Raw genomic sequence first — 18,336 nt, 5'->3', positions numbered from 1 at the left:
CTGGCCCGTACCTCGCTTCGCTCTCCTGGAGTGTCCTCATGTCCGATGTCCCGAACGATCCTGCCCGCCCGCATCAGCCTGCCCCTGAAACGCCCGCACCCCACGGCTGGAAGGCGCCCTGGCGCCGCAACCAAGACGCGCGCGCGGACAGTGGCCACACCAGCACACCCCCCACTCCCCCGGATACTGCTCCTGCCAGCCGGGAAGAACGACCTACTCTGCACGCGGGCGACGGCGCGATCCACGTGCATCGTCATGTCGACGTCGTCGCACAACACATCGACGAGCTGATCCTCGAGACCCGCACACGGGACCTGCTGGAAGGCGACGTCCAGGACCGCGTCACCCTTCTGCAGCAGCCATTCGTCCGCAACGACCACTGGACCGAGCTGTGGACTCAGGCTCTGCACCCGGGCGCAGGCGGTCTCCGCCAGCCCATACTCATCGTTGTCGCACCACGCGCGTTCGGCTCCACGACGCTCAGTCTGCGACTGCTGGCAGAGCACACCCCCGACCACGTCCCCCTGGTGAAACTGGACGCGGACTGGAGCAGCCCCTCCAGGGGCCGCCTGCCGTTGGAGAGGGACCACGCCTACCAGCTCGACCTGAAGCACCCGGCGAACGACGCCTTGTCGGCCGACTTCCTCGATGCGCTGTCCAAGCATGCTGAGAGCCTCCGCGGTGCCCGCTCACATCTGGTGCTGTCCGTGGCGGAGGATCTGTGGACCGACCACCGGCTGGGAGAGCGCAGCGGCATCCACGTTCTGCGCCTGCGCCAGGCCCCCGACGCCCTGGCCCTGATCGAGGCGCACCTGGACGCCCACGGCTACAGCCGCCTGACCACCGTGCTGCGTTCATCGGCCCGGGCACAGGCCAGCGTGCGTGGTATGAACGCCGTATCCGCTGCACGCGCCGCGCGCACGGTCGTGGAGGCCTGGCAGGAGCACCGTCACCTCGAGCAGCAGCCCGGGCACCCGGTCGCCGACGAGGCCGTCGAGTCGCTCACGCTGGTCCAGCGCATCGAAGCGGCGCTGACCGATTGGCGCGGTGAACTCGACTCCCGGTTCGGAGAATCCACAGCGCAGCACAGCAGCGGCAGCGCCTCTTTGACTCTGGAAGACCGCTGCCTGCTTCTGGCTCTGGCCGTGTGGCAGTCCGCTCCCATGCCCCAGGTGACCCGCAGTGCGAGCAAGCTGCAGGAAAGCATCGAAAGTCAACCTGCCCCCGCTGGGGCGCTCTCGCCGGTGCGCAGCGCGTTCTCCAGCCGGGGACTGCGCCGCCGCATCATCGATGTCGGAGCCGACGTCAACAATCAGGACGTCGTCGTCTTCGACAGGCCTGCCTACGGCCGTGCCGTGCTCGAGTACGTCTGGGACAACTACGACGTCATGCGCCATCCGCTGATCGTCTGGTTGGTCGGCACAGCTGCAGACGCCTCTCCGGAGGACCGTGCCGTAGGGGTACTGACAGAGCTGACCCTGCGGCACGGGACGGTGGAATACCTCGATCGTCTCGGCAAAATCACCAGCGGGGTGCGCCCGGACGTGCTGGGCACCGTCATGGACAACGCGGTCCGTGATGAACACGTCGGCCGCCTCGCCTGGAGCATGCTGTACCGGTGGGCCGGCGGCCGGTCCGAGTACGCAGCCGTGGTGATCGAAGTCTGCCGACGCATTCTCCAGGAACCGGACGTCACCGGCTCGGCCACCAAGATGGCGATGGTCCGTCTGCGGCGCGTCGCACAGTCCAGCAATGATCCGGACACCCGCAGGAGTGTCCTGACCGTCTTCCAAGAGCTGGCCGGCCAGCCTGAAGTCAAGCGGCGGCTGGTTGCCGAGGTCAGGAGCTGGCAGCAGGACAAGGGTTCCGCCCGCAGCGGCGGCCTCGCGTTCATGGCGCTGACCTTCCTCAACGACGACGGCATGCCGTGGCTTATGTCCCCATCCGCATCGGACATCGACGCTGTCCGCGCCGTGCACGACCTGCTCAAGGACCCCGACACCACGACCGAGATCGTCCCCCGTCTGACCGCATGGATCCGTGCATGCGCCGACGACCCCGAGCTGTACCCACAGCTGCGGGACCAGCTGCTGCCCGCCCTGCGAGGGCACAACATGTTCCAAGCCGGCGCCTCGCTCATGCAGGAACTGCAGGGCCTATCCACCACCGAGGGTGCAAGCGTCGCGGACGACTTCTACCACCACCTCGTCGATGTCCGTCTCCGCTCCGTCTTCCCGCCGCCGGGGGACGCCGCATGAGATGGCCATGGCAGCACCGTGTTCGCACCACTACCTGCAGTCGGCCGCGCCTGCTGCCCACCGCCACGGACGGCATCAGCTTCCAAGCCCTCTACACCATCCACTGGCGCCCCCACCGGCGCAGCCAGCCGTGCGTCGAAGAAGCCGTCCGCACCCACGTCCACGCCTCGGCACTCGACGCCGCAGCCTGCCTGCCGGCCACCGACCTCCCCGCAGCCCAGGACGCCGTCAACGCCGCCCTGCCTCACGGACGTCGCACTGCGCAATACCGTCTGATCTCCGCCCGGGCAGTCCTGCAACTACCGCCCGACGCAGCAGACTTCTTGGAACAGCAACAGGCAGACGACCACCGCATCCGCCGCCTGCGCTTCCTCAAAGCCCACCTCTACGACCATCCGGGCCTCGTCGTCCTGGACCGGCTCGAGCACCACTCCCCCGGAGCGATCAGCGACGACCACGTCGCCGAACTCCAGCGCCTCGCCCGGCTGATCACATCCTGCGACCGATGGTGGTCCCCGCTGATGCAGCAGTGGGAGCAGCTCGGCAACGGCTTCCACGACGCCGAGAAGCAGCAACAGGCCATGCTCGCCCTTCTCGACTCGCTCAAACTCCTCAACGGCGGCAGCCTGCCCGCCGACGCCATCACTCCAGGACCCGACGCGTTCGCCCCTGCGACGCAGTGGAAAGCCCACCCATGAAACTCGCTCTGTGGCGGGCCGTCCTCGACCCCCTCACCAGCCTCCGGGCCGTGATCATCCAGCGACGCAGCACCACCCCCCTGTCCTACGACACCGCCTGGCGCCAAGCCCGCATGCACCGTCACCCCGATGACATGCCCTACCGCCTCCACGGCCACCAACCACAACCCACCACCGACACCAGAGACCACCAACCCGCCAACCCGCCATCCACAGAAGTCACTTAAAGGGCATCCGGCACAGTGGGCGGCTACGGAGCTACCCCCAGCGGCCCTTGCTCCCGCCGTCCTCGACGCTCCCCTGAACGGCCTGCAGAACCAGTGAAGCCACCCAAAAAGCGGGCTCTCGATCTGCGCGCCTTGATTTCAGCTGCCCGATCAGGGCGGGCACGTGCATGACGTCTACGCTCCGGCTGCGGTCGAGGCGTGGGTCTCCGTCTCCGGGACGGCGAGCGCGGCGGGAGTGTCGACGAGACGGTGCTGTCGCTGTCCGCGAAGGGGCTGACGCACGGCGAGATCTCCGCCCACCTGGCCGAGGTCTACGGAGCCGAGGTGTCCAAGCAGACCATCTACACCATCACCGACGAGGCCCCGCGAAACCGGGGCACCGGGACGGCCGAGTTGGCCCGCAGCGGTACGGCGTTTCAGTCCAGGACCGCTCCGGGGGCCACGTGGAAGCGGGAAGCGTCCGGAAGGGGGCGGCGGTCGTGGGAATCCAGCATGTCCCTGCGCTCGAACCATTCGGACAGCCGGGTACGGGCCTGCTCGTCGCGTTTCCGGAAGCGGTCGTCCGCACGGTCCGTCTCCGCGGGGGAGATCTCGCGGAGCAGGACGCGGATCGGCGCAGTGTCCTCCTCCGACAGACGCAGGGCCAGGACGGAGAAGGCCGTGCCCGGGGGGAACACCACTTCCGGCTCGTCGTCCGCCCCGAGGAAGACGGACGTGCGGCGGCCCGTCGTGGACCAGATCCCGAACTCGACCGCGCCCTCCAGCTCCGCGTCGCAGGCAGGGACGGCCGCCACCGCCGCGGGCTCGACGAGGACCGTTCCCGGCACGTACCGGTCCAGCGGCACCCGCTCCGCCGGAGCCGCGAGCATGACCGCCCCGTAGTGCCCCGGCAGGCGACGCAGACCTGATTCCAGGCAGCGCAGCAGCGGGGTGAAGGAGCTCGGCGCGGCAGACCGCGCGGCCTCGGCCAGCCCCGCACGGGACCCCAGGCCGGGGGCGTCGGCCTGGTACAGCGCGATGGCGACCATGTCCGGCTTGAGGCCGTCCTGCGCGGCGGAGCGCAGCGACGGCAGCCGTGACGTCAGCAACTCGGCCTTGCTGGCGAGGATGTGGTACTTCTCGCCCAGGAGTTCCCGGAGAGCCGCCCGGTCGTCCGGGCCGCTGCGGCCGTTCGGTGCAGGTGGGGTGACGGGAGTCTCTCCCGTCGGGGGCTCCGGCTCCTGCGACGCCGGGGCCGAGGTCGGGGCAGGGGCCGGGGCCGATGCCGGGGCCGCGTGGGTCGCTTCGCTCGCGGCGGGGGGCGGAACCGGTCCGGTACGGGGTTCGGCGTCGGGCTCGGGCGTCGGCGCCGGGCGGGGTTTCGTGCAGCCCAGCCAGCGCAGGTCGAGTTCCCGCGCCCAGGAACGCGGCTGGTCCTCGTCGGACGCATGGCCGTGGAGCTGCAGTCCGTACGGCTCCGTCGTGCCTGGGTCGGGCAGCGCGGCGAGTACCCCGGGCAGTGCAGGCCTGACCTCGGGGCCGAGGGACCGTTCCCCGTCGCCCACGATCAGGACCGGGCCGGCCCGGTCGGGGCGCACCGTACGGGGGCGGGCGTCCGTCACCCGGTCCGCCGGGCGCAGCCAGAATCCGGCCGCGACGGGTTCGAGGAACCAGCCTTCCAGGCCTGGGCACTCGTACAGTGCCGGGGCCGTCGCCTCCGCGCCGGACGGCCGCAGCCACGCGGACGGCACCACGCGGTGGTGTGCGGGCGAGGCGGCGAGCTCCAGCAGGAGGGGCTGCCAGGTGGGCGCGCCCCGTTCGTCGAGGAACGTGGTGGCGTGGTCGTCGGCCGTCTGTACAGGGAGGCCGATCGCGGCCCGCACCGTACGGTCGAGGCGGTCGGCGAGCGCCACCGCCATGGCGACGAGGTCGGACGGGTCGGCCCATGGCGCGGCGAGCACGAGGTGTCGCGCGTCGGCCGCGTCCGCCGGTACCCGTTCCAGGAGTTCGGCGGCGGGTGGTGCGGGGCGGGCCGGTGATCCGACGCCGAGGAAGTACGTGTCCGGGCGGACGCCGATCAGGGCTTCGACCGCCTCGGGCGGTCCTCCCAGCCAGACTCCGCCCGGAACGGTGCGGCGGGCCTGTGCCGGCTCCTCCCGGGGCTCCTGGGCCGGCTCCTCCTCCGGCTCCTGGGCGGGCTCCGACGGCGCCTCCCCCGGCTCCTCTCCCAGCTCCCCTGTCGGCGTGGCTCCGATTCCGTGCGCGCCGTCCTGGGACTCCGCAACGACGGGGACGGGCGGCGCCGGGGGCGGGAGCGGTGCCTGTGTCTCCCGCTCCTCCTCTCGCGGCTCCTCTTCTTCTCGCGGCTCCTCTTCTTCTCGCGGCTCCTCTTCTTCTCGCTGCTCAAGCTCCTCCCGCAGCCCAGGCTCCTCCCGCTGCTGAGGCTCCTCCCGCGTCTGCGGTTCCCTCTGCGGCCGTGGGTCCTCCGGGGGCCAGTCCGGGCCCAGTTCGTACGGCTCCGCCCCCGGTTCCGCCCGCCACCAGGTGCCCGGTTGTGCGAGTCGTAGCGTGCCGTCCGGTTCGACGCTGACCACGCCGTCCGGGGCGACCACCGTGAAGTCCGCCGCCGCGGCGACCGCCTGCACCGGGCGGCTGCCGCCGGGTCCCCGCGCGGCGAGGCCCGAGGCGGCGAGAACCAGACGGGTCGCGCCACGCTCTGAGGCGAGGGCCACCAGGTCGGGCAGGGCGCGACGCAGGACCGGTGCGGCGTCCGGCGCCGCGGCCAGTACCAGGAGGGCGCCGGGCAACGGGGGCAGCCCGCTCAGGACGGGCGTCAGGGCGGCGGTCGTCTCCTCCGAGGCGATCGCCAGGTGCGGGCCGACGGGGTGCATGCCCGATCCGGGGGCGGCGGCGGTCATCCGGGGTGTCCGTTCTGCGGGGTCCGGCCGTCGGGGCCGAGCAGCGGGGTCTGGAGCTGCACCGTGCGGCGGCGGGTGATGTGCAGCGCGCGTCCGGTGGGCAGCACCTTCGGCTTCGTCGCGCCGAAGAGGTAGCCCTCGGTGGGCGGGCAGGACAGCAGGACGGCAGGAGTGTTGACGTCCTGGAGCTTGCGCAGGAGCGGGTCGGACAGGCCGCGGCCGGCGCCGTTGGCGGACCGGGCGACGATGATGTGGAGGCCGATCTCCGCGCCCTGGGCGAGGTTGTCCAGGACAGCCGCGAAGGGGTGGGCCGACATCGAACCGCCCACCAGATCGTAGTCGTCGACGAGCACGAAGAGTTCCGGGCCGCTCCACCAGTCGCGCAGCCGCAGCCGGTCCGGGGTGATGTCGGCGGCCGGGACGCGGTTGGCGATCGCCTTGCCCGCGCCGGTGATCATCTGGCGCAGCGGGTCCGCGGAGACCGCGTAGCCGAGGCGGTACTCCTCGGGCACGGTCTCATACATCTCGCGGCGGAAGTCGACGAGCATCAGGCGGCCCTGGTCGGGGGTGTAGGCGCGCATGATCTGGGTGGCGATGTGCTTGAGCAGGTTGGTCTTGCCGGTCTCGCTGTCACCGACGACGATCAGGTGCGGATCCTGGGAGAAGTCGTGCCACAGCGGCTGGACGTCGTTCTCCTCGAGACCGAGCGCGATCCGCAGGGAGCCGTGGGGCTCGGGGAGATCGGCGGCGTCGAGGAGGAGCGGAAGCATCCGGACCTCGGGGGCGCGCGGACCGCTCCAGTGGTCGGCGACGACGTCGACCAGGTCGGCGACGCCCTCGCCGAGGTCGTGGACGGAGCCGATGCCGTCCATGCGGGGCAGTGCGCACAGGAAGTGCATCTGGTCGGCGGTCAGTCCGCGGCCGGGGATCTTGGGGACCTTGGCCGCCGCCCGCATGTTGACGACCGAGTCCACGGCGTCGCCCAGGCGCAGTTCGAAACGGGTCTGGAGCTGGTCGCGCAGGGCGCCGGTGATCTCGCCCCAGCGGGTGGTGCCCACGAGCAGGTGGACGCCGTAGTTGAGACCGCGCTGGGAGATGAGGGTGAGGGGCTGGACCAGGTCCATGAACTCCTGGCGCAGGGTGTTCCAGCCGTCGATGACGAGGAACACGTCTCCGTGCGGGTCGTCGGGGAGTTCGCCGGCCGCCTTCCTGCGGCGGAAGGCGGCGACGGAGTCGACGCCGAGCTCGGCGAAGTACTTCTCGCGGCGGGTGATGACCGCGTTGACCTCGGCGACGGTCCGGACGACCCGGTCGGGGTCGTGCCGGCCGGTGACCCCGCCGACGTGCGGCAGGCCGCGCAGGCTCGACAGTGCGCCGCCGCCGAAGTCCAGGCAGTAGAACTGCACTTCGGCCGGGGTGTGGGTGAGGGAGAGCGCCGTCATCAGGGTGCGGATGAGGGTTGACTTGCCGGACTGCGGGGCCCCGGCGATGCCGATGTGGCCGTCGGCGCCTCCCAGGTCGGCCACCAGCAGGTCGCGGAGCTGCTGGAAGGGCCTGTCGACGACGCCGACGGGGACCTTGAGCGTGCCGCGTGCCGCGCTCCCGGCGGTGAAGCCGTGCTCGGGGTCGGGTCCGATCGGGGGCAGCAGTTCGTCCAGGGTCGGCGGCACGTCGAGGGGCGGCAGCCACACCTGGTACGCGGGGGGACCGGCGTCGGCCAGGCGTGCGGCGGCGACGGCGAGGAGCGTCCCGGTCTCCTCGGCCGCCGTCTCCTCCTCCGGCTCGGGGGCTGCGGGCAGCACGTGCGGGGCCACGTACTCGGTGCCGAGAGCGACGACCTGGCCCTCGATGACCGAACGGCGGGCGGCCGGGCGGCGCCTGGGCCGGTAGGTGCCGGAGACGTAGGCGGCCTTGAAGCGGGTGAGGGTGGAGATGTCGCTGCGCAGGTAGCCGTTGCCGGGCTGGGAGGGGAGCTGGTAGGCGTCGGGGACGCCCAGCACGCCCCGTGACTCCATGGCGGAGAAGGTGCGCAGGCCGATCCGGTACGACAAGTGGGACTCCAGCTGGTGCACGCGTCCTTCGTCGAGGCGCTGGGAGGCGAGCAGCAGGTGGACGCCGAGGGAGCGGCCGAGCCGACCGATCATGACGAACAGGTCCATGAAGTCGCGGTGGGCCGAGAGCAGTTCGGAGAACTCGTCGACGACGACGAAGAGGCTGGGCAGCGGGTCCAGCGGCGTGCCGGCGGCACGGGCGGTCTCGTACTCCAGGAGAGAGGCGTAGTTCCCGGCGGCGCGCAGCAGTTCCTGGCGGCGGATCATCTCGCCGTGCAGGGCGTCGCGCATACGGTCCACCAGATCGGCCTCGTCGGCGAGATTGGTGATGACGGCGGAGGTGTGGGGCAGGCCGTCCAGGCCGAGGAAGGTGGCGCCGCCCTTGAAGTCGACCAGGACGAAGTTGAGGATCTCCGAGGAGTGGGTCAGGGCCAGGGCGAGGACGAGGGTGCGCAGCAGTTCGGACTTGCCGGAGCCGGTGGCGCCGATCAGCATGCCGTGCGGGCCCATGCCGCCCTGGGCGGATTCCTTGATGTCGAGGTCGATGGGGGTGCCGTCGGGGCCGAGGCCGAGGGGGACCCGGAGCTTGTTGGACTGGTTGCGCCGCGCCCACTGCTCCTTGGCATCGAAGCGGTGCAGGTCGGGGATGCCGAGCAGGCCCGCCAGATCGAAGTCGGTCTCCAGGGGTTCACCCGCGTCGAAGCTGTCCCCCAGCCGGTACGGGGCCATGGCGGCGGCCAGCCGGGTGGCGGCGACGGCGGTCAGGCCGTCGGGGACGCCGAGCGGGGTGATCTCGTCCTTGCGGTTGCGGTCGGCGCCGACCATCTCCAGAGCGCCGGGGCCGTCGGGGGTGCCGGTGATCCGCAGCCGGAGGGTGAGCCGGCTGTGCTTCCACGCCAGGGTGGAGCCGACGTCGACGACGGTGGCGTTGCGGTAGCCGCCGAGCGCGGCACGGTGGGGAGCGGTGAAGACGGCCCCGTCGAGCACGACGACGGTGTACGGCTCGTCACGGCTCGGGGTGGTGTCGGGTTCGTAGGACGGCCGGGCGCCGAACTCCTCGCCGAGCAGCTGCTCCAGTTCGCCGATGGTTGCGGCGACGAGCCGCAGCGGCCCGGCGCCGTCGGTCTCCTGGGGGTGCAGGGCGTGCGGGAGCCACTTGGTCCACTCCCAGTGGGCGCGCCGGTCGGGCGCGGCGACGACCGCGATGCGCAGTTCGTCGGGGGCGTGGAAGGTGGCCAGCTGGGCGAGGATCGAGCGGACCAGGGCGCGGGAGCGGTCGTCCCCGGTGCCGGCCCCGGTCTCGCCCGTGGGCAGGCTGCCGTCGGTGGAGGAGGAGCGGGCGTCGGCTTCGGAGTCGGCGTCGGTGCGGATCAGGACATGGGCGAAGCCGCGCAGATGGATGGCGACGGGCTGGTCGGCGACGGAGCCGTACGCGTGGATGAAGCGGCGCAGCGCGTGGGCGCTGAGCGGTTCGAGGTCGTCGACGGGTTTGGTGGCGAGCGGGGCGAGGCGCACGGCGAGCCGCTGGGCGCCCAGCGCGATCCGTACGTCGCTGAAGTCGGGGTGGGAGGAGCGCCGTTCCCACAGGCGCGAGGTCCGCACCAGGAACGGCAGTTCGGCCGGGTCGGGGTGGCGCCAGGCCAGAGCCTCCTGCTGACGGTGGATCTCCTTGCGCACCTGCTTGCGCATCTGTGCCAGATAGCGCAGGTAGTCGCGGCGCTCGCCGGTCAGTTCCTGCTTGCGGTCGGCGTTGCCGCGAAGGATCTGGGTGACGACCATGCCGATCGCGGACACGGCCATGGTGCCCATGGCGATGTACGTCATCAAGCCGCCGTTGGGGCGCAGGAAGATGAAGACCATGGAGAGCGAGGACAGCGCCATCGGCACCATCGTGATGATGCTGCCCAGGCCACTCTGCTTCTCGGGCAGGCCGGGGGGCTCCTGGAGCTGGATCTCGCCGTCCGGCATCTCGGGACCCGGCCGCCGCGGTGGGCGGTTGACTTGCACCACGGTCAACGAACGACGCTCCTCACACCTGGCCCACGCCTGGCGGTCGACTCCGTGCGGTTTCCTCGTCAGTCGGGAACGGACGGGAGGTGCTGGACGGTTCAACCCGTCCGTACGGCGTCTTCGGGTGAACCCCGGCGGCGGGCGGACGCGTTGACCACTGCGGCAGGGAAGAAGCGGAGGAGGTGCGCGCATCGGTGCGCCCACGCCCGCCGGGGGCGGTTTCGGGGGGAGAGCGGTGTACGAGGGCGAGGACGAAGGGGCGTACGACGTGAGGGCACTGCTCCGTGGGTGGCTGCCGGGCGTCGGCCCGCAGGACGTCGATCCGCTCGGCGGTGCCGTGACCGGGCTGGACGTGCCGCAGGCCACCGCGTACGACGTGACCGGCGCTCTCCTCCGGCTGCTCGGGTCGGCTCACCCGGCCGGCACGCCGGACCCGGAGGCGCGACTGATCGCGCGTGTGTTCGTGGTCGACGAGCATCCGTCGGCGCCCGGCTGGAGCGAGGGCGAGCGGCGGTCGGTGGCCTGGCTGGCCGCCGTGCTCGTCGCGCGGTACGGCGAGGAGGGCGTCACGGCGCTCGTGCGGGAGCTGCGGGGCGAGCCGCGCCCCGGCCGCTGAACCCGCGGCCGGGGCGCTTGCGTTCCTCTGTCCGCCGAGGACGTTCCGGCCTCGGCGGACAGAGGGAAGGACACGCGGACAGTGAGCGGTAGCGCGGCGGCGGGGCTGTGCCGGTTGAGGTTCCACGGGCCGCACAAGGTGGTCGAGCTCTCCGTACCGGCCGACGTCCCCCTGGCGGACCTGTTGCCGACCATCGTCGGCTACTCCGGGGACGACCTGGACGAGAAGGCCGTCGAGGCGGGCGGATGGGTGCTCCAGCGGCTCGGCGAGGAGCCGCTGGACGAGGAGCGGGCCGTGGAGGCGCTGGGGCTGCGCGACGGCGAGAGCCTCTACCTTCGGTTGCGCCGCGAGGCGCTGCCGGAGGTGCACTTCGACGACATCGTCGACGGCGTCGCGTCCGGGCTGGAGCGGCGAGAAGACGGCTGGCACCCCGCTCTCACCCACCACACGGCGCTCGGCGTCGCGCTGCTCGCACTGGCGGGCGGTTTCGCCCTCCTGGCCCTCTCCGGCGGACTCGGCCCGCTGAGGGTGGTCGCGGCGTCCGGCATCGGGGTCCTGCTGCTCCTCGGCGCGGGCAGCGCGGCGCGGGCGGTGGGCGACGCGGGGGCCGGTACGGCACTCGGCGCCGCGGCGGTGCCCTATCTGGCGCTGGCCGGGGCACTGCTGCCGGCCGGGGTGAGCGATCTGACGGCCGCCCGGATGCTCGCGGGCGGTTCGGCGGCGGCGGGCGCGTCGGTCCTGGCGCTGGCGTCCGTGGCATGTTCGGCGCCCCTGTTCCTCGGGCTGCTCGTCGCCTCGGTCGCCGCGTCGGCGGCGGGCTCGCTCGTCCTGGCGGGGCTCTCTGCCTCCCAGACGGCGGGGGCGCTGGCCGTGCTCGTAGTGGCGTTCGGGGCGTTCCTTCCCGGCTTCGCCTTCCGGCTCTCGGGGCTGAAGCTCCCCGCGCTGCCGCGCCGGGCCGAGGAACTGCAGGAGGACATCGAGCCGTACCCGGCGCAGGACGTCGTGGACCGCAGCGCCGTGGCGGACGGCTATCTGACCGCCTTCCACGTGGTCACCGGCGCCCTGTGCGCCACCGGCCTCACACTGATGGCGCCCGCGCCCGGCTGGGCCTCGCCGACGCTGACGGCCGTGCTGTCGCTGCTGCTGGTCCTGCACGTCCGGGAGGTCGGCTCCCGGTGGCAGCGCCTCTCCCTGATGCTGCCGGGCGTGTACGGGCTCGCCCTGCTCGCGACCGGATGGGCGCTCTCGCTCGCCCCGACGGGCCGGCTGGGTCTGCTGACAGGCCTGGTGGCGGCCGCCGCGGCGCTCGCGGTCTTCTCGTGGACAGTGCCGGGGCGGCGGCTGCTGCCGTACTGGGGGCGGGCCGCCGACCTGCTGCACAGTGCGCTGGCGCTCAGCCTGATCCCGCTGGCGCTGACCGAGGCCGGGGTGTTCGCGTGGGTGCGCGGGCTCACCGGCTGACCGGCACACCGACAGACATCCCCCGCCCCCGACGTACCTTTCCCCCTCAGGAGTTCACATGCAGTCCAGACGCGACCAGGTGCAGGCCCACCTGTTCGTGATGAGCAGGCTCGGGGCCGGGATGCTGCGGGGCGAGCCCGACGCCCTGGACCTCGCGACGCGGCGGACCACCCGAGGAGTGCGCACCGGACTGTTCATCGCCGTGATCATCGCCCTGGTCATGGGCCTGTACGGGGCGATCAAGCCGGGCGGCGCGAAGGGCTGGGCCAAGCCGGGAACCCTGGTGGTGGTCAAGGAGACCGGCGCCCGCTACCTGTTCGTCGACGGGGAGCTGCGGCCGGTGCTCAACCAGGCCAGTGCCCGCCTGGTGGCCGGGGAGAAGATGACCGTCACCCAGGTCGGCCTGAAGTCGCTCGGGGCGGTCCCGCGCGGCGGGCCGGTGGGAATCGTGGGCGCGCCGGACGGGCTTCCGCCCGCGTCCGCGCTGGACCGGGACGACTGGCTGGTGTGCGGTCTCGCGCAGGCCACGGCGTCCGGGCGGCCCGGCCCGGTGGTCTCGGTGGCTGTCGGCGCGGCGGCCGCGGGCCGGGCGCTGGGTCCCGGGCAGGGGGTCCTGGTGACCGCCTCGGACGGCACCGACCACCTGCTGTGGCAGGGACGGCGGTTCCGGCTGGACGCGGGCGCGGGGACGGCGCTCGGCTATGGCACGGCCACCCCGTTCCCGGTGGCGTCGTCCTACCTCAACTCCCTGCCCGCGGGCCCCGATCTGGCGCTGCCGGAGATCGCCGGGCGGGGCACGGCCGGTCCCGCGCTGGCCGGGCGGCAGACCCGGATCGGGCAGCTCTTCACGGGCCCGGGCGGCGAACCGTACGTCCTGACCCAGAAGGGGCTGGCGCCGGTCGACCGCACCCGTTTCGAGCTGCTGCGCGGCGACCCGCGCACCCAGCGGAAGGCGTACGCGGGGGCGCCCGCCGTCGCCGTGGCGGTGGGCGCCGCCGATCTGGCCGCCCACCCGGCACCGGCCGGGACCCTGCCGGAGGACAAGGGCCTTCCGGAGACGCCACCGGAGCTGGTGGAACCGGGTGCCGGACAGGGCGTGTGCACCGCCGTGCGGCCCGCGGCGGACGTCGGCCCCGGCACCCTGGTGACCGTGGCCGACGCGGCCGCGGTCGCCGGCCGGCCGGTGACGCCCCAGCCCGGCGTGACCGCAGCATGCGGCGTGGCGGACCTGATCTCCGTGCGGCCCGGGGGCGGCGCGCTGGTGCGGGCGCTGTCAGGAGCGGGCGCGGCGGGGACGACGTACCTGGTCGCGGACAACGGCGTGAAGTACCCGCTGCCGACACAGGAGTCCGTGAAAGCCCTCGGCTACGCGGGCGCGACGGCGGTGGGCCTGCCCGCGACGCTGCTGACCATGCTGCCCTCGGGGCAGGCCCTGGACCCGGCGGCGCTGGCGGCGGCGGGAGTGGTCGACGCGACCGCGGGCGTGCCGGCTCAGGTCTGCCCCACCGCGGAGCCGTAGGACACGAAGAGCGTGAAAGGCGCGGGCCGCGGTGCCGGGAGGGCGGTGAACCCCGCTCGGTGCACGGCCCGTTCCCTCTGCCGGGAACCCAACGATCGTACGACCGAAGGAGATCAGGTGTCCGAGACCCCCACCGACGCGCTCAAGGTTTCGCGCGAAGTACTCAACTCGGCGATGGCCGAACTGGAAGGCCACCTCGCCGCGATGGAGCAGGCCTACACCGAGTCCGAGGACGTCGCGCGGCAGGTCTCGCAGAGCATGCGGTCCACCGCCGGCACCAAGTTCATCGCGAAGATCGAGAACTGGCAGCGCGGCTACCGGACGGTGATGGCCGAGTACAAGGACCTCCTGGACGCCGTCGGCATCACCAGCCGGGTCATGGCGGACACCGCCGGTGAGGCGGACGCCAACATGGACCTGTGGAGCGGCGACGTCTACGACGTCTACAACGTCCTCAGCAAGTGACGCCTGGGCGGCGTCACACCTGTCCCCCCTTCCCCACCCTCTTCTCCCTCCCTAAGGAATCCACATGAGTGAAATGGACATGGAAATCCAGCATGGCGCGCTCAGGGACGCCAATGCCCACATGAAGCAGATCGCCGGCAAGATGGACACGGCCCTGGACGCCATCATGCAGCGCCTCCTGGCCGTCAAGTCCGGGTTCACCGGTGAGGCGGCCAAGGAGTTCACGGAGTTCCAGCGGGTCGTGAACAACCTGGACGCCAACCTGTCGCAGCAGTTCGACAAGGGCGCGGACCTGCTGGCGGACGCCCACAACATCATCCAGAACGGCGACCGCAGAAGCGCCTACCACTTCCAGAAGTGAGTCCGGCCCCGGAACCCGGCCCGCCGCCCTCCCGGCGCGCCGGGTTCCGTCGTTCCCGGGCCGGTCTGAACCCCGGGGCACGGGGCCCGCGTTCTCCGTGCCGGACGGCCCGCACGACGTACGACGTACGACGTACGACCGAGACTTCGGCAGGAGAGCACTCATGGGAACCCCGAACGACGACAAGGTCACGTCGATCACGGACGACGTGCTGCGCGACTACGCGTGGAAGTTCGACACGCTGCTCAAGGACTTCCAGGACCCGTCCGTGATGGCGCTGCTCTCCTGGGAGAAGGGCGTCGGCAACAGCAAGCTGCTGCCCGGGAACATCAAGGAGCTGCCGAGCGCCCTGTCCGTGCAGGAGGGGTTCGCGTCGCTGTGCAAGGAGCTGAACAGCGCTCTGGAGGCGTTCCGCAGGATCGCCAAGTCGACCAACCTCGACCTGATGTTCGTCAAGCAGACCTTCGAGAACTCCGACGACGATTCCGTCGACGTCACCGAGATGTGGGAGATCCTCAACGACATCCAGCGGAACGCGGGCTCGGGCACCAACTCCCCCACCCCGACCGGCAAGTAGCGCCGGCACCGACGCCTCCGGAAGGGATTCCCGAGTACCCCATGGCGACCTTCACCTGGGAACAGGCCATCAAGGTCCTTCTGCCCGACACCAACTCGCTGACGAACCGCGAGGCGGTGACGGCCGAGAAGTGGCGGGCGCAGGACAACGTCCACATCGAGATCGTGAGCGGCGACGGCACCGCCTTCGCCAAGAGGTTCGACGTCTCCCACATCGTCCCCCTCGCACAGAACGAATACACGAACAACGACCTGCAGTATTCCTGCGTGGTCGGGTTCAACATGGACTGGAAGAACGTCCTGGACAGCTCCCAGTCCAAGTTCAACATGTTCCACAGCGATGCCAGCAGGGCCCTGACGGAGCTGCTGTTCTCGAAGACGCGCAATTCGGGAGCCGTCAGTTTCGCCTCCTTCGACGCCGCGGCGGAGGTGATCCACGGTGCTCACGCCTGGCTGGCGAAGTGGGTCCCGATCATCAAGCGCTGGGAGGAGAGCGTCGACGCCGACGAGAGCGAGTGGAAGGGCAGCGCTGCCGGAGCCTTCAGGAAGTTCCTCGACATCATCCACACGGAGATCAGCAAGGTTCAGGTCGACCTCGCCCAGCCCATGGCCACAGGGGGCTTCACCGGCTATCCGGACACCTTCGACTTCTCCGGGCCGAGCGGCTACGAGAAGCTGATCGCCGACGCCAGGCAGCAGCTCAACGACTCTCTCTACTGGATGTACCAGGCACTTGAGCAGTGGTGGTGGCCGCCGGGCTCGGCGGAGATGAACCCCAAGGCCAGCCCGGTGTGGCGGATGCGTGACGCGTTCGAGGCGGTCATGTCGAACGCCACGTGCACCTTCACGTGGCGGTCGCAGAGCAGCGGCGGCACGCACTCCGCGCCCATCTACTACCCCACGAACCCGAAGGTCCTCGACAACAGCGGGTCCGACGTCAGCCAGAAGTTCTGGCTCGACGGCGTCGAGCTCGCCGCCAAGAAGACGTGGCTGGAGAATCTGCAGCCGCTCGACGACGCGGCGCAGAAATACATGAGCGCGGTGGACACGGCGTACCTCGCGCTCGGCGGGTCGCTGCGCGAGGGCATCTACCAGCCCCGTTTCCAGATGCCCACCGGTGGTGGTGCGGGTCCGAACCCCGAGGCTCCCCCCAAGGGGGGCGGCGGCGGCGCGGGCGGCGGCACCGGGGGCGGTATCGACGGCATCGGCAAGGGCGGGCCGGGCGGCGGCACCGGGGGCGGCAGCGGCAAGGGCGGGCCCGGCGGCGGCATCGGAGGAGGGACCGGCGGCGGCAAGGGCGGCCCGAAGACCGGGCTTCCCGACACCCTCCCCGGCAGCGGGACGGGCGGCGGGACGGGTTCCCCACCGCCGAGCGGCCTGCCCGGGTCCGGTTCGTCGGGCGGCGGCGCCCCGCTGCTGGACAAGAACGGCAAGCCTGTCCTGGGCGCGGACGGCAAGCCCGTCATGCTGCCGCCGGGCTCCCGCATCGGCAAGGACGGCAAGGTCTACGACGCGAACGGCAAGCCTGTCCTGGGCTCGAACGGCAAGCAGATCATCGCCCCGCCCGGCGCCAAGGTGGGACAGCAGCAGCCCAACCCCGAGGAACTGCCGGGCAAGGGGATACCGGGGTCCAACTACGACCAGATCCTGCTCCCCGAGGGCGCGAAGGTCCTCCCGGACGGCACCGTGGTCGACGCCAAGGGCAAGCCGCTGCTCGACTCCAACGGCAACCCGTACGCGCTGCCCGAGGGGGCCACGATCAAGGACGGCGTCGTCGTCGACGCGAACGGCAAGCCACTCAGCCGGGCCTATCAGCTCCTGACGAACGCCGAGCACGCCCTCAACTCCCGCCCCGCACCGCACCCCACGACCAGCGGAGGTCCGGGCGGCGGCGACGGCAGGCTGCCCGACCGTCTCGGCAGCGGCAGCGGCGGCGGCGGCGCGGGGAGCGGCTCGAAGAGCTTCACCGGTACGGCGACCGGCGGCGGGACCACCCTCCTCGGCGACCGGGCGGCGCGCTCCGTCGGGCTTCCCGCGCCGGAGACCGGCGTCGCCGCCCCGGCCGGCGGGGGCACCGGCGGCCCGCAACCGTCCGGCGGCGCGGAGGGCGGCACGCGTACCACGCATCCCCCGATGATGCCGCCGATGAGCCCCGGCGCGGCCGGCGCCGGCCAGCCCAACCAGGACAAGGACCGGCAGCGCACCACCTGGCTCACCGAGGACGAGGACACCTGGGGCACCGACACCGGCTCCGTCAGCGGGGTCATCGGCCGCTGACACCCACCCGCCCACGCCACACCTCCCCACTCCCGCACGAAAGGCGGCCCATGCCCATCGACTTCGACGGCATCCTCAAGGACGCGATGTCGGCCCTGCACGACCACCGGGACAAGATGCTCGCGGCCAAACGCGAACTGGACGCGGCGACCGCGACCGCCACTTCCAAGGACCACATGGTGTCGGTGACGGTCGGCCCCCAGGGCCAGGTGGTCTCGATGACCTTCCACACCAAGGCGTACCAGTCGATGGCGCCGGCCGAACTGGCCGCCGCCCTCGTCACCGTCCTCAACGAGGCGCGGGCCGCGATGGGCAGCCAGGTCATCGAACACATCAAGGGGTTCCAGGACTTCGGCGGACACCTGCGCAGCGTGACCGGGCTCGCCGGCACTCCCGTCGAGATGGACGAACTCCTCAAGCCGCTGCGGTCGATGGCCCCGTCCTTCGCACTGGAGGAGACCCTGGGCGAGCTGAAGGCCGCCAAGCAGGAGGAGTTCGCCGCCGAGGACGACACGGCGGCCGGCCGCGCCGGTGAACAGAAGGCGAAGCAGGAGGAGTTCGCGGCCGAGACCGAGAGCCGCATCCCCACCGGAAAGCAGGAGCAGTTCAGTGGCTGACGACCTGAAGGTCCTGGGCGACCTCAAGAACAAGTTCGCCCACTACGACGACTACCAGCGCTGCCTCACCGATCTCAGCCGGGCGATCGTCCAGATCAACAAGATCAACAAGGAGTCCGCGGGCCAGGACGAGATCGGCAAGACGTACCACCAGCAGGTCGACCGGCCCACCGTGAGCCTGACCGAGACCCTGGAGTACGTCAACAAGCGACTGGGCACGATCGTGGACGCCGGGAACCAGACGGCCGACACCATGACCAACGCGGACGAGGAAGCCGGGAACCGGTCGAACGGCTTCTGAGC

General features: G+C 71.6%; 13 protein-coding genes and 1 pseudogene. 12 read left to right on the top strand and 2 right to left on the bottom strand.

What is annotated here, in order from left to right:
- The first annotated feature begins 38 nt into the window (after positions 1-38).
- The 3 genes and pseudogenes from ACZ6SQ_RS12725 to ACZ6SQ_RS12715 form a co-directional block, all read left to right on the top strand.
- Positions 39-2,258: a hypothetical protein gene (locus tag ACZ6SQ_RS12725; protein ID WP_469560117.1), complete on the top strand. Its 2,220-nt coding sequence runs from the start codon at positions 39-41 to the stop codon at positions 2,256-2,258.
- Positions 2,255-2,956, top strand: coding sequence for a hypothetical protein (locus ACZ6SQ_RS12720; RefSeq protein WP_469560114.1), 702 nt, complete (start codon positions 2,255-2,257; stop codon positions 2,954-2,956). The genes ACZ6SQ_RS12725 and ACZ6SQ_RS12720 overlap by 4 nt, the downstream gene beginning before the upstream one ends.
- Before the next feature lie 464 nt (positions 2,957-3,420).
- A pseudogene (locus ACZ6SQ_RS12715) lies at positions 3,421-3,540 on the top strand (transposase); the annotation flags it as partial.
- A gap of 59 nt (positions 3,541-3,599) precedes the next feature.
- On the opposite strand, the gene ACZ6SQ_RS12710 reads toward ACZ6SQ_RS12715, so the two are convergent.
- Together ACZ6SQ_RS12710 and eccCa are read right to left on the bottom strand one after the other, a co-directional pair.
- Positions 3,600-6,080, bottom strand: a complete 2,481-nt coding sequence (locus ACZ6SQ_RS12710; protein WP_469560112.1) for a hypothetical protein — start codon at positions 6,078-6,080, stop codon at positions 3,600-3,602.
- Positions 6,077-10,099 (bottom strand): type VII secretion protein EccCa, encoded by a 4,023-nt coding sequence (eccCa, locus tag ACZ6SQ_RS12705; protein ID WP_469560258.1) that lies wholly within the window; start codon positions 10,097-10,099, stop codon positions 6,077-6,079. The genes ACZ6SQ_RS12710 and eccCa overlap by 4 nt, the downstream gene beginning before the upstream one ends.
- A 277-nt stretch (positions 10,100-10,376) precedes the next feature.
- Here eccCa and ACZ6SQ_RS12700 point away from each other — a divergent pair, with 277 nt between their 5' ends.
- The 9 genes from ACZ6SQ_RS12700 to ACZ6SQ_RS12660 all read left to right on the top strand — a co-directional run bounded on the left by ACZ6SQ_RS12700 (position 10,377) and on the right by ACZ6SQ_RS12660 (position 18,334).
- Positions 10,377-10,757, top strand: coding sequence for a hypothetical protein (locus ACZ6SQ_RS12700; protein WP_469560109.1), 381 nt, complete (start codon positions 10,377-10,379; stop codon positions 10,755-10,757).
- A gap of 81 nt (positions 10,758-10,838) precedes the next feature.
- Entirely contained in the window at positions 10,839-12,218 is a 1,380-nt protein-coding gene (gene eccD / locus ACZ6SQ_RS12695) for a type VII secretion integral membrane protein EccD (protein ID WP_469560106.1), read from the top strand.
- Between the two features lie 58 nt (positions 12,219-12,276).
- Positions 12,277-13,737 carry a type VII secretion protein EccB gene (gene eccB, locus ACZ6SQ_RS12690; RefSeq protein ID WP_469560103.1) on the top strand — a complete coding sequence of 487 codons (1,461 nt, stop codon included), beginning with the start codon at positions 12,277-12,279 and terminating at the stop codon, positions 13,735-13,737.
- A 117-nt stretch (positions 13,738-13,854) separates the two neighbouring features.
- On the top strand, positions 13,855-14,202 hold the full coding sequence (locus ACZ6SQ_RS12685; protein ID WP_469560100.1) for a hypothetical protein: 348 nt from the start codon (positions 13,855-13,857) through the stop codon (positions 14,200-14,202).
- A 64-nt stretch (positions 14,203-14,266) separates the two neighbouring features.
- Positions 14,267-14,563: a WXG100 family type VII secretion target gene (locus tag ACZ6SQ_RS12680; protein WP_469560097.1), complete on the top strand. Its 297-nt coding sequence runs from the start codon at positions 14,267-14,269 to the stop codon at positions 14,561-14,563.
- 163 nt (positions 14,564-14,726) lie between these two features.
- A complete protein-coding gene (locus ACZ6SQ_RS12675; protein ID WP_469560094.1) occupies positions 14,727-15,140 on the top strand; it encodes a hypothetical protein in 414 nt (137 codons plus the stop codon).
- 41 nt (positions 15,141-15,181) lie between these two features.
- Positions 15,182-17,416 carry a hypothetical protein gene (locus ACZ6SQ_RS12670; RefSeq protein ID WP_469560090.1) on the top strand — a complete coding sequence of 745 codons (2,235 nt, stop codon included), beginning with the start codon at positions 15,182-15,184 and terminating at the stop codon, positions 17,414-17,416.
- Between the two features lie 50 nt (positions 17,417-17,466).
- Positions 17,467-18,033, top strand: coding sequence for a YbaB/EbfC family nucleoid-associated protein (locus ACZ6SQ_RS12665; protein WP_469560087.1), 567 nt, complete (start codon positions 17,467-17,469; stop codon positions 18,031-18,033).
- Positions 18,026-18,334, top strand: coding sequence for a hypothetical protein (locus ACZ6SQ_RS12660; RefSeq protein ID WP_469560084.1), 309 nt, complete (start codon positions 18,026-18,028; stop codon positions 18,332-18,334). The genes ACZ6SQ_RS12665 and ACZ6SQ_RS12660 overlap by 8 nt, the downstream gene beginning before the upstream one ends.
- Positions 18,335-18,336 lie beyond the last annotated feature (2 nt).

The organism is Streptomyces sp. NPDC048600, assembly GCF_055587025.1.
This window is presented reverse-complemented; position numbering and strand designations above follow the sequence as displayed.

What these genes read in the sequence shown, in the direction of transcription:
- ACZ6SQ_RS12725 (WP_469560117.1), top strand. Translation starts at nt 39, where the DNA reads ATGTCCGATGTCCCGAACGATCCTGCCCGCCCGCATCAGCCTGCCCCT.
- ACZ6SQ_RS12720 (WP_469560114.1), top strand. Translation starts at nt 2,255, where the DNA reads ATGAGATGGCCATGGCAGCACCGTGTTCGCACCACTACCTGCAGTCGG.
- ACZ6SQ_RS12710 (WP_469560112.1), bottom strand. Translation starts at nt 6,080, where the DNA reads ATGACCGCCGCCGCCCCCGGATCGGGCATGCACCCCGTCGGCCCGCAC.
- eccCa (WP_469560258.1), bottom strand. Translation starts at nt 10,099, where the DNA reads ATGCCGGACGGCGAGATCCAGCTCCAGGAGCCCCCCGGCCTGCCCGAG.
- eccB (WP_469560103.1), top strand. Translation starts at nt 12,277, where the DNA reads ATGCAGTCCAGACGCGACCAGGTGCAGGCCCACCTGTTCGTGATGAGC.
- ACZ6SQ_RS12680 (WP_469560097.1), top strand. Translation starts at nt 14,267, where the DNA reads ATGAGTGAAATGGACATGGAAATCCAGCATGGCGCGCTCAGGGACGCC.
- ACZ6SQ_RS12675 (WP_469560094.1), top strand. Translation starts at nt 14,727, where the DNA reads ATGGGAACCCCGAACGACGACAAGGTCACGTCGATCACGGACGACGTG.
- ACZ6SQ_RS12670 (WP_469560090.1), top strand. Translation starts at nt 15,182, where the DNA reads ATGGCGACCTTCACCTGGGAACAGGCCATCAAGGTCCTTCTGCCCGAC.
- ACZ6SQ_RS12665 (WP_469560087.1), top strand. Translation starts at nt 17,467, where the DNA reads ATGCCCATCGACTTCGACGGCATCCTCAAGGACGCGATGTCGGCCCTG.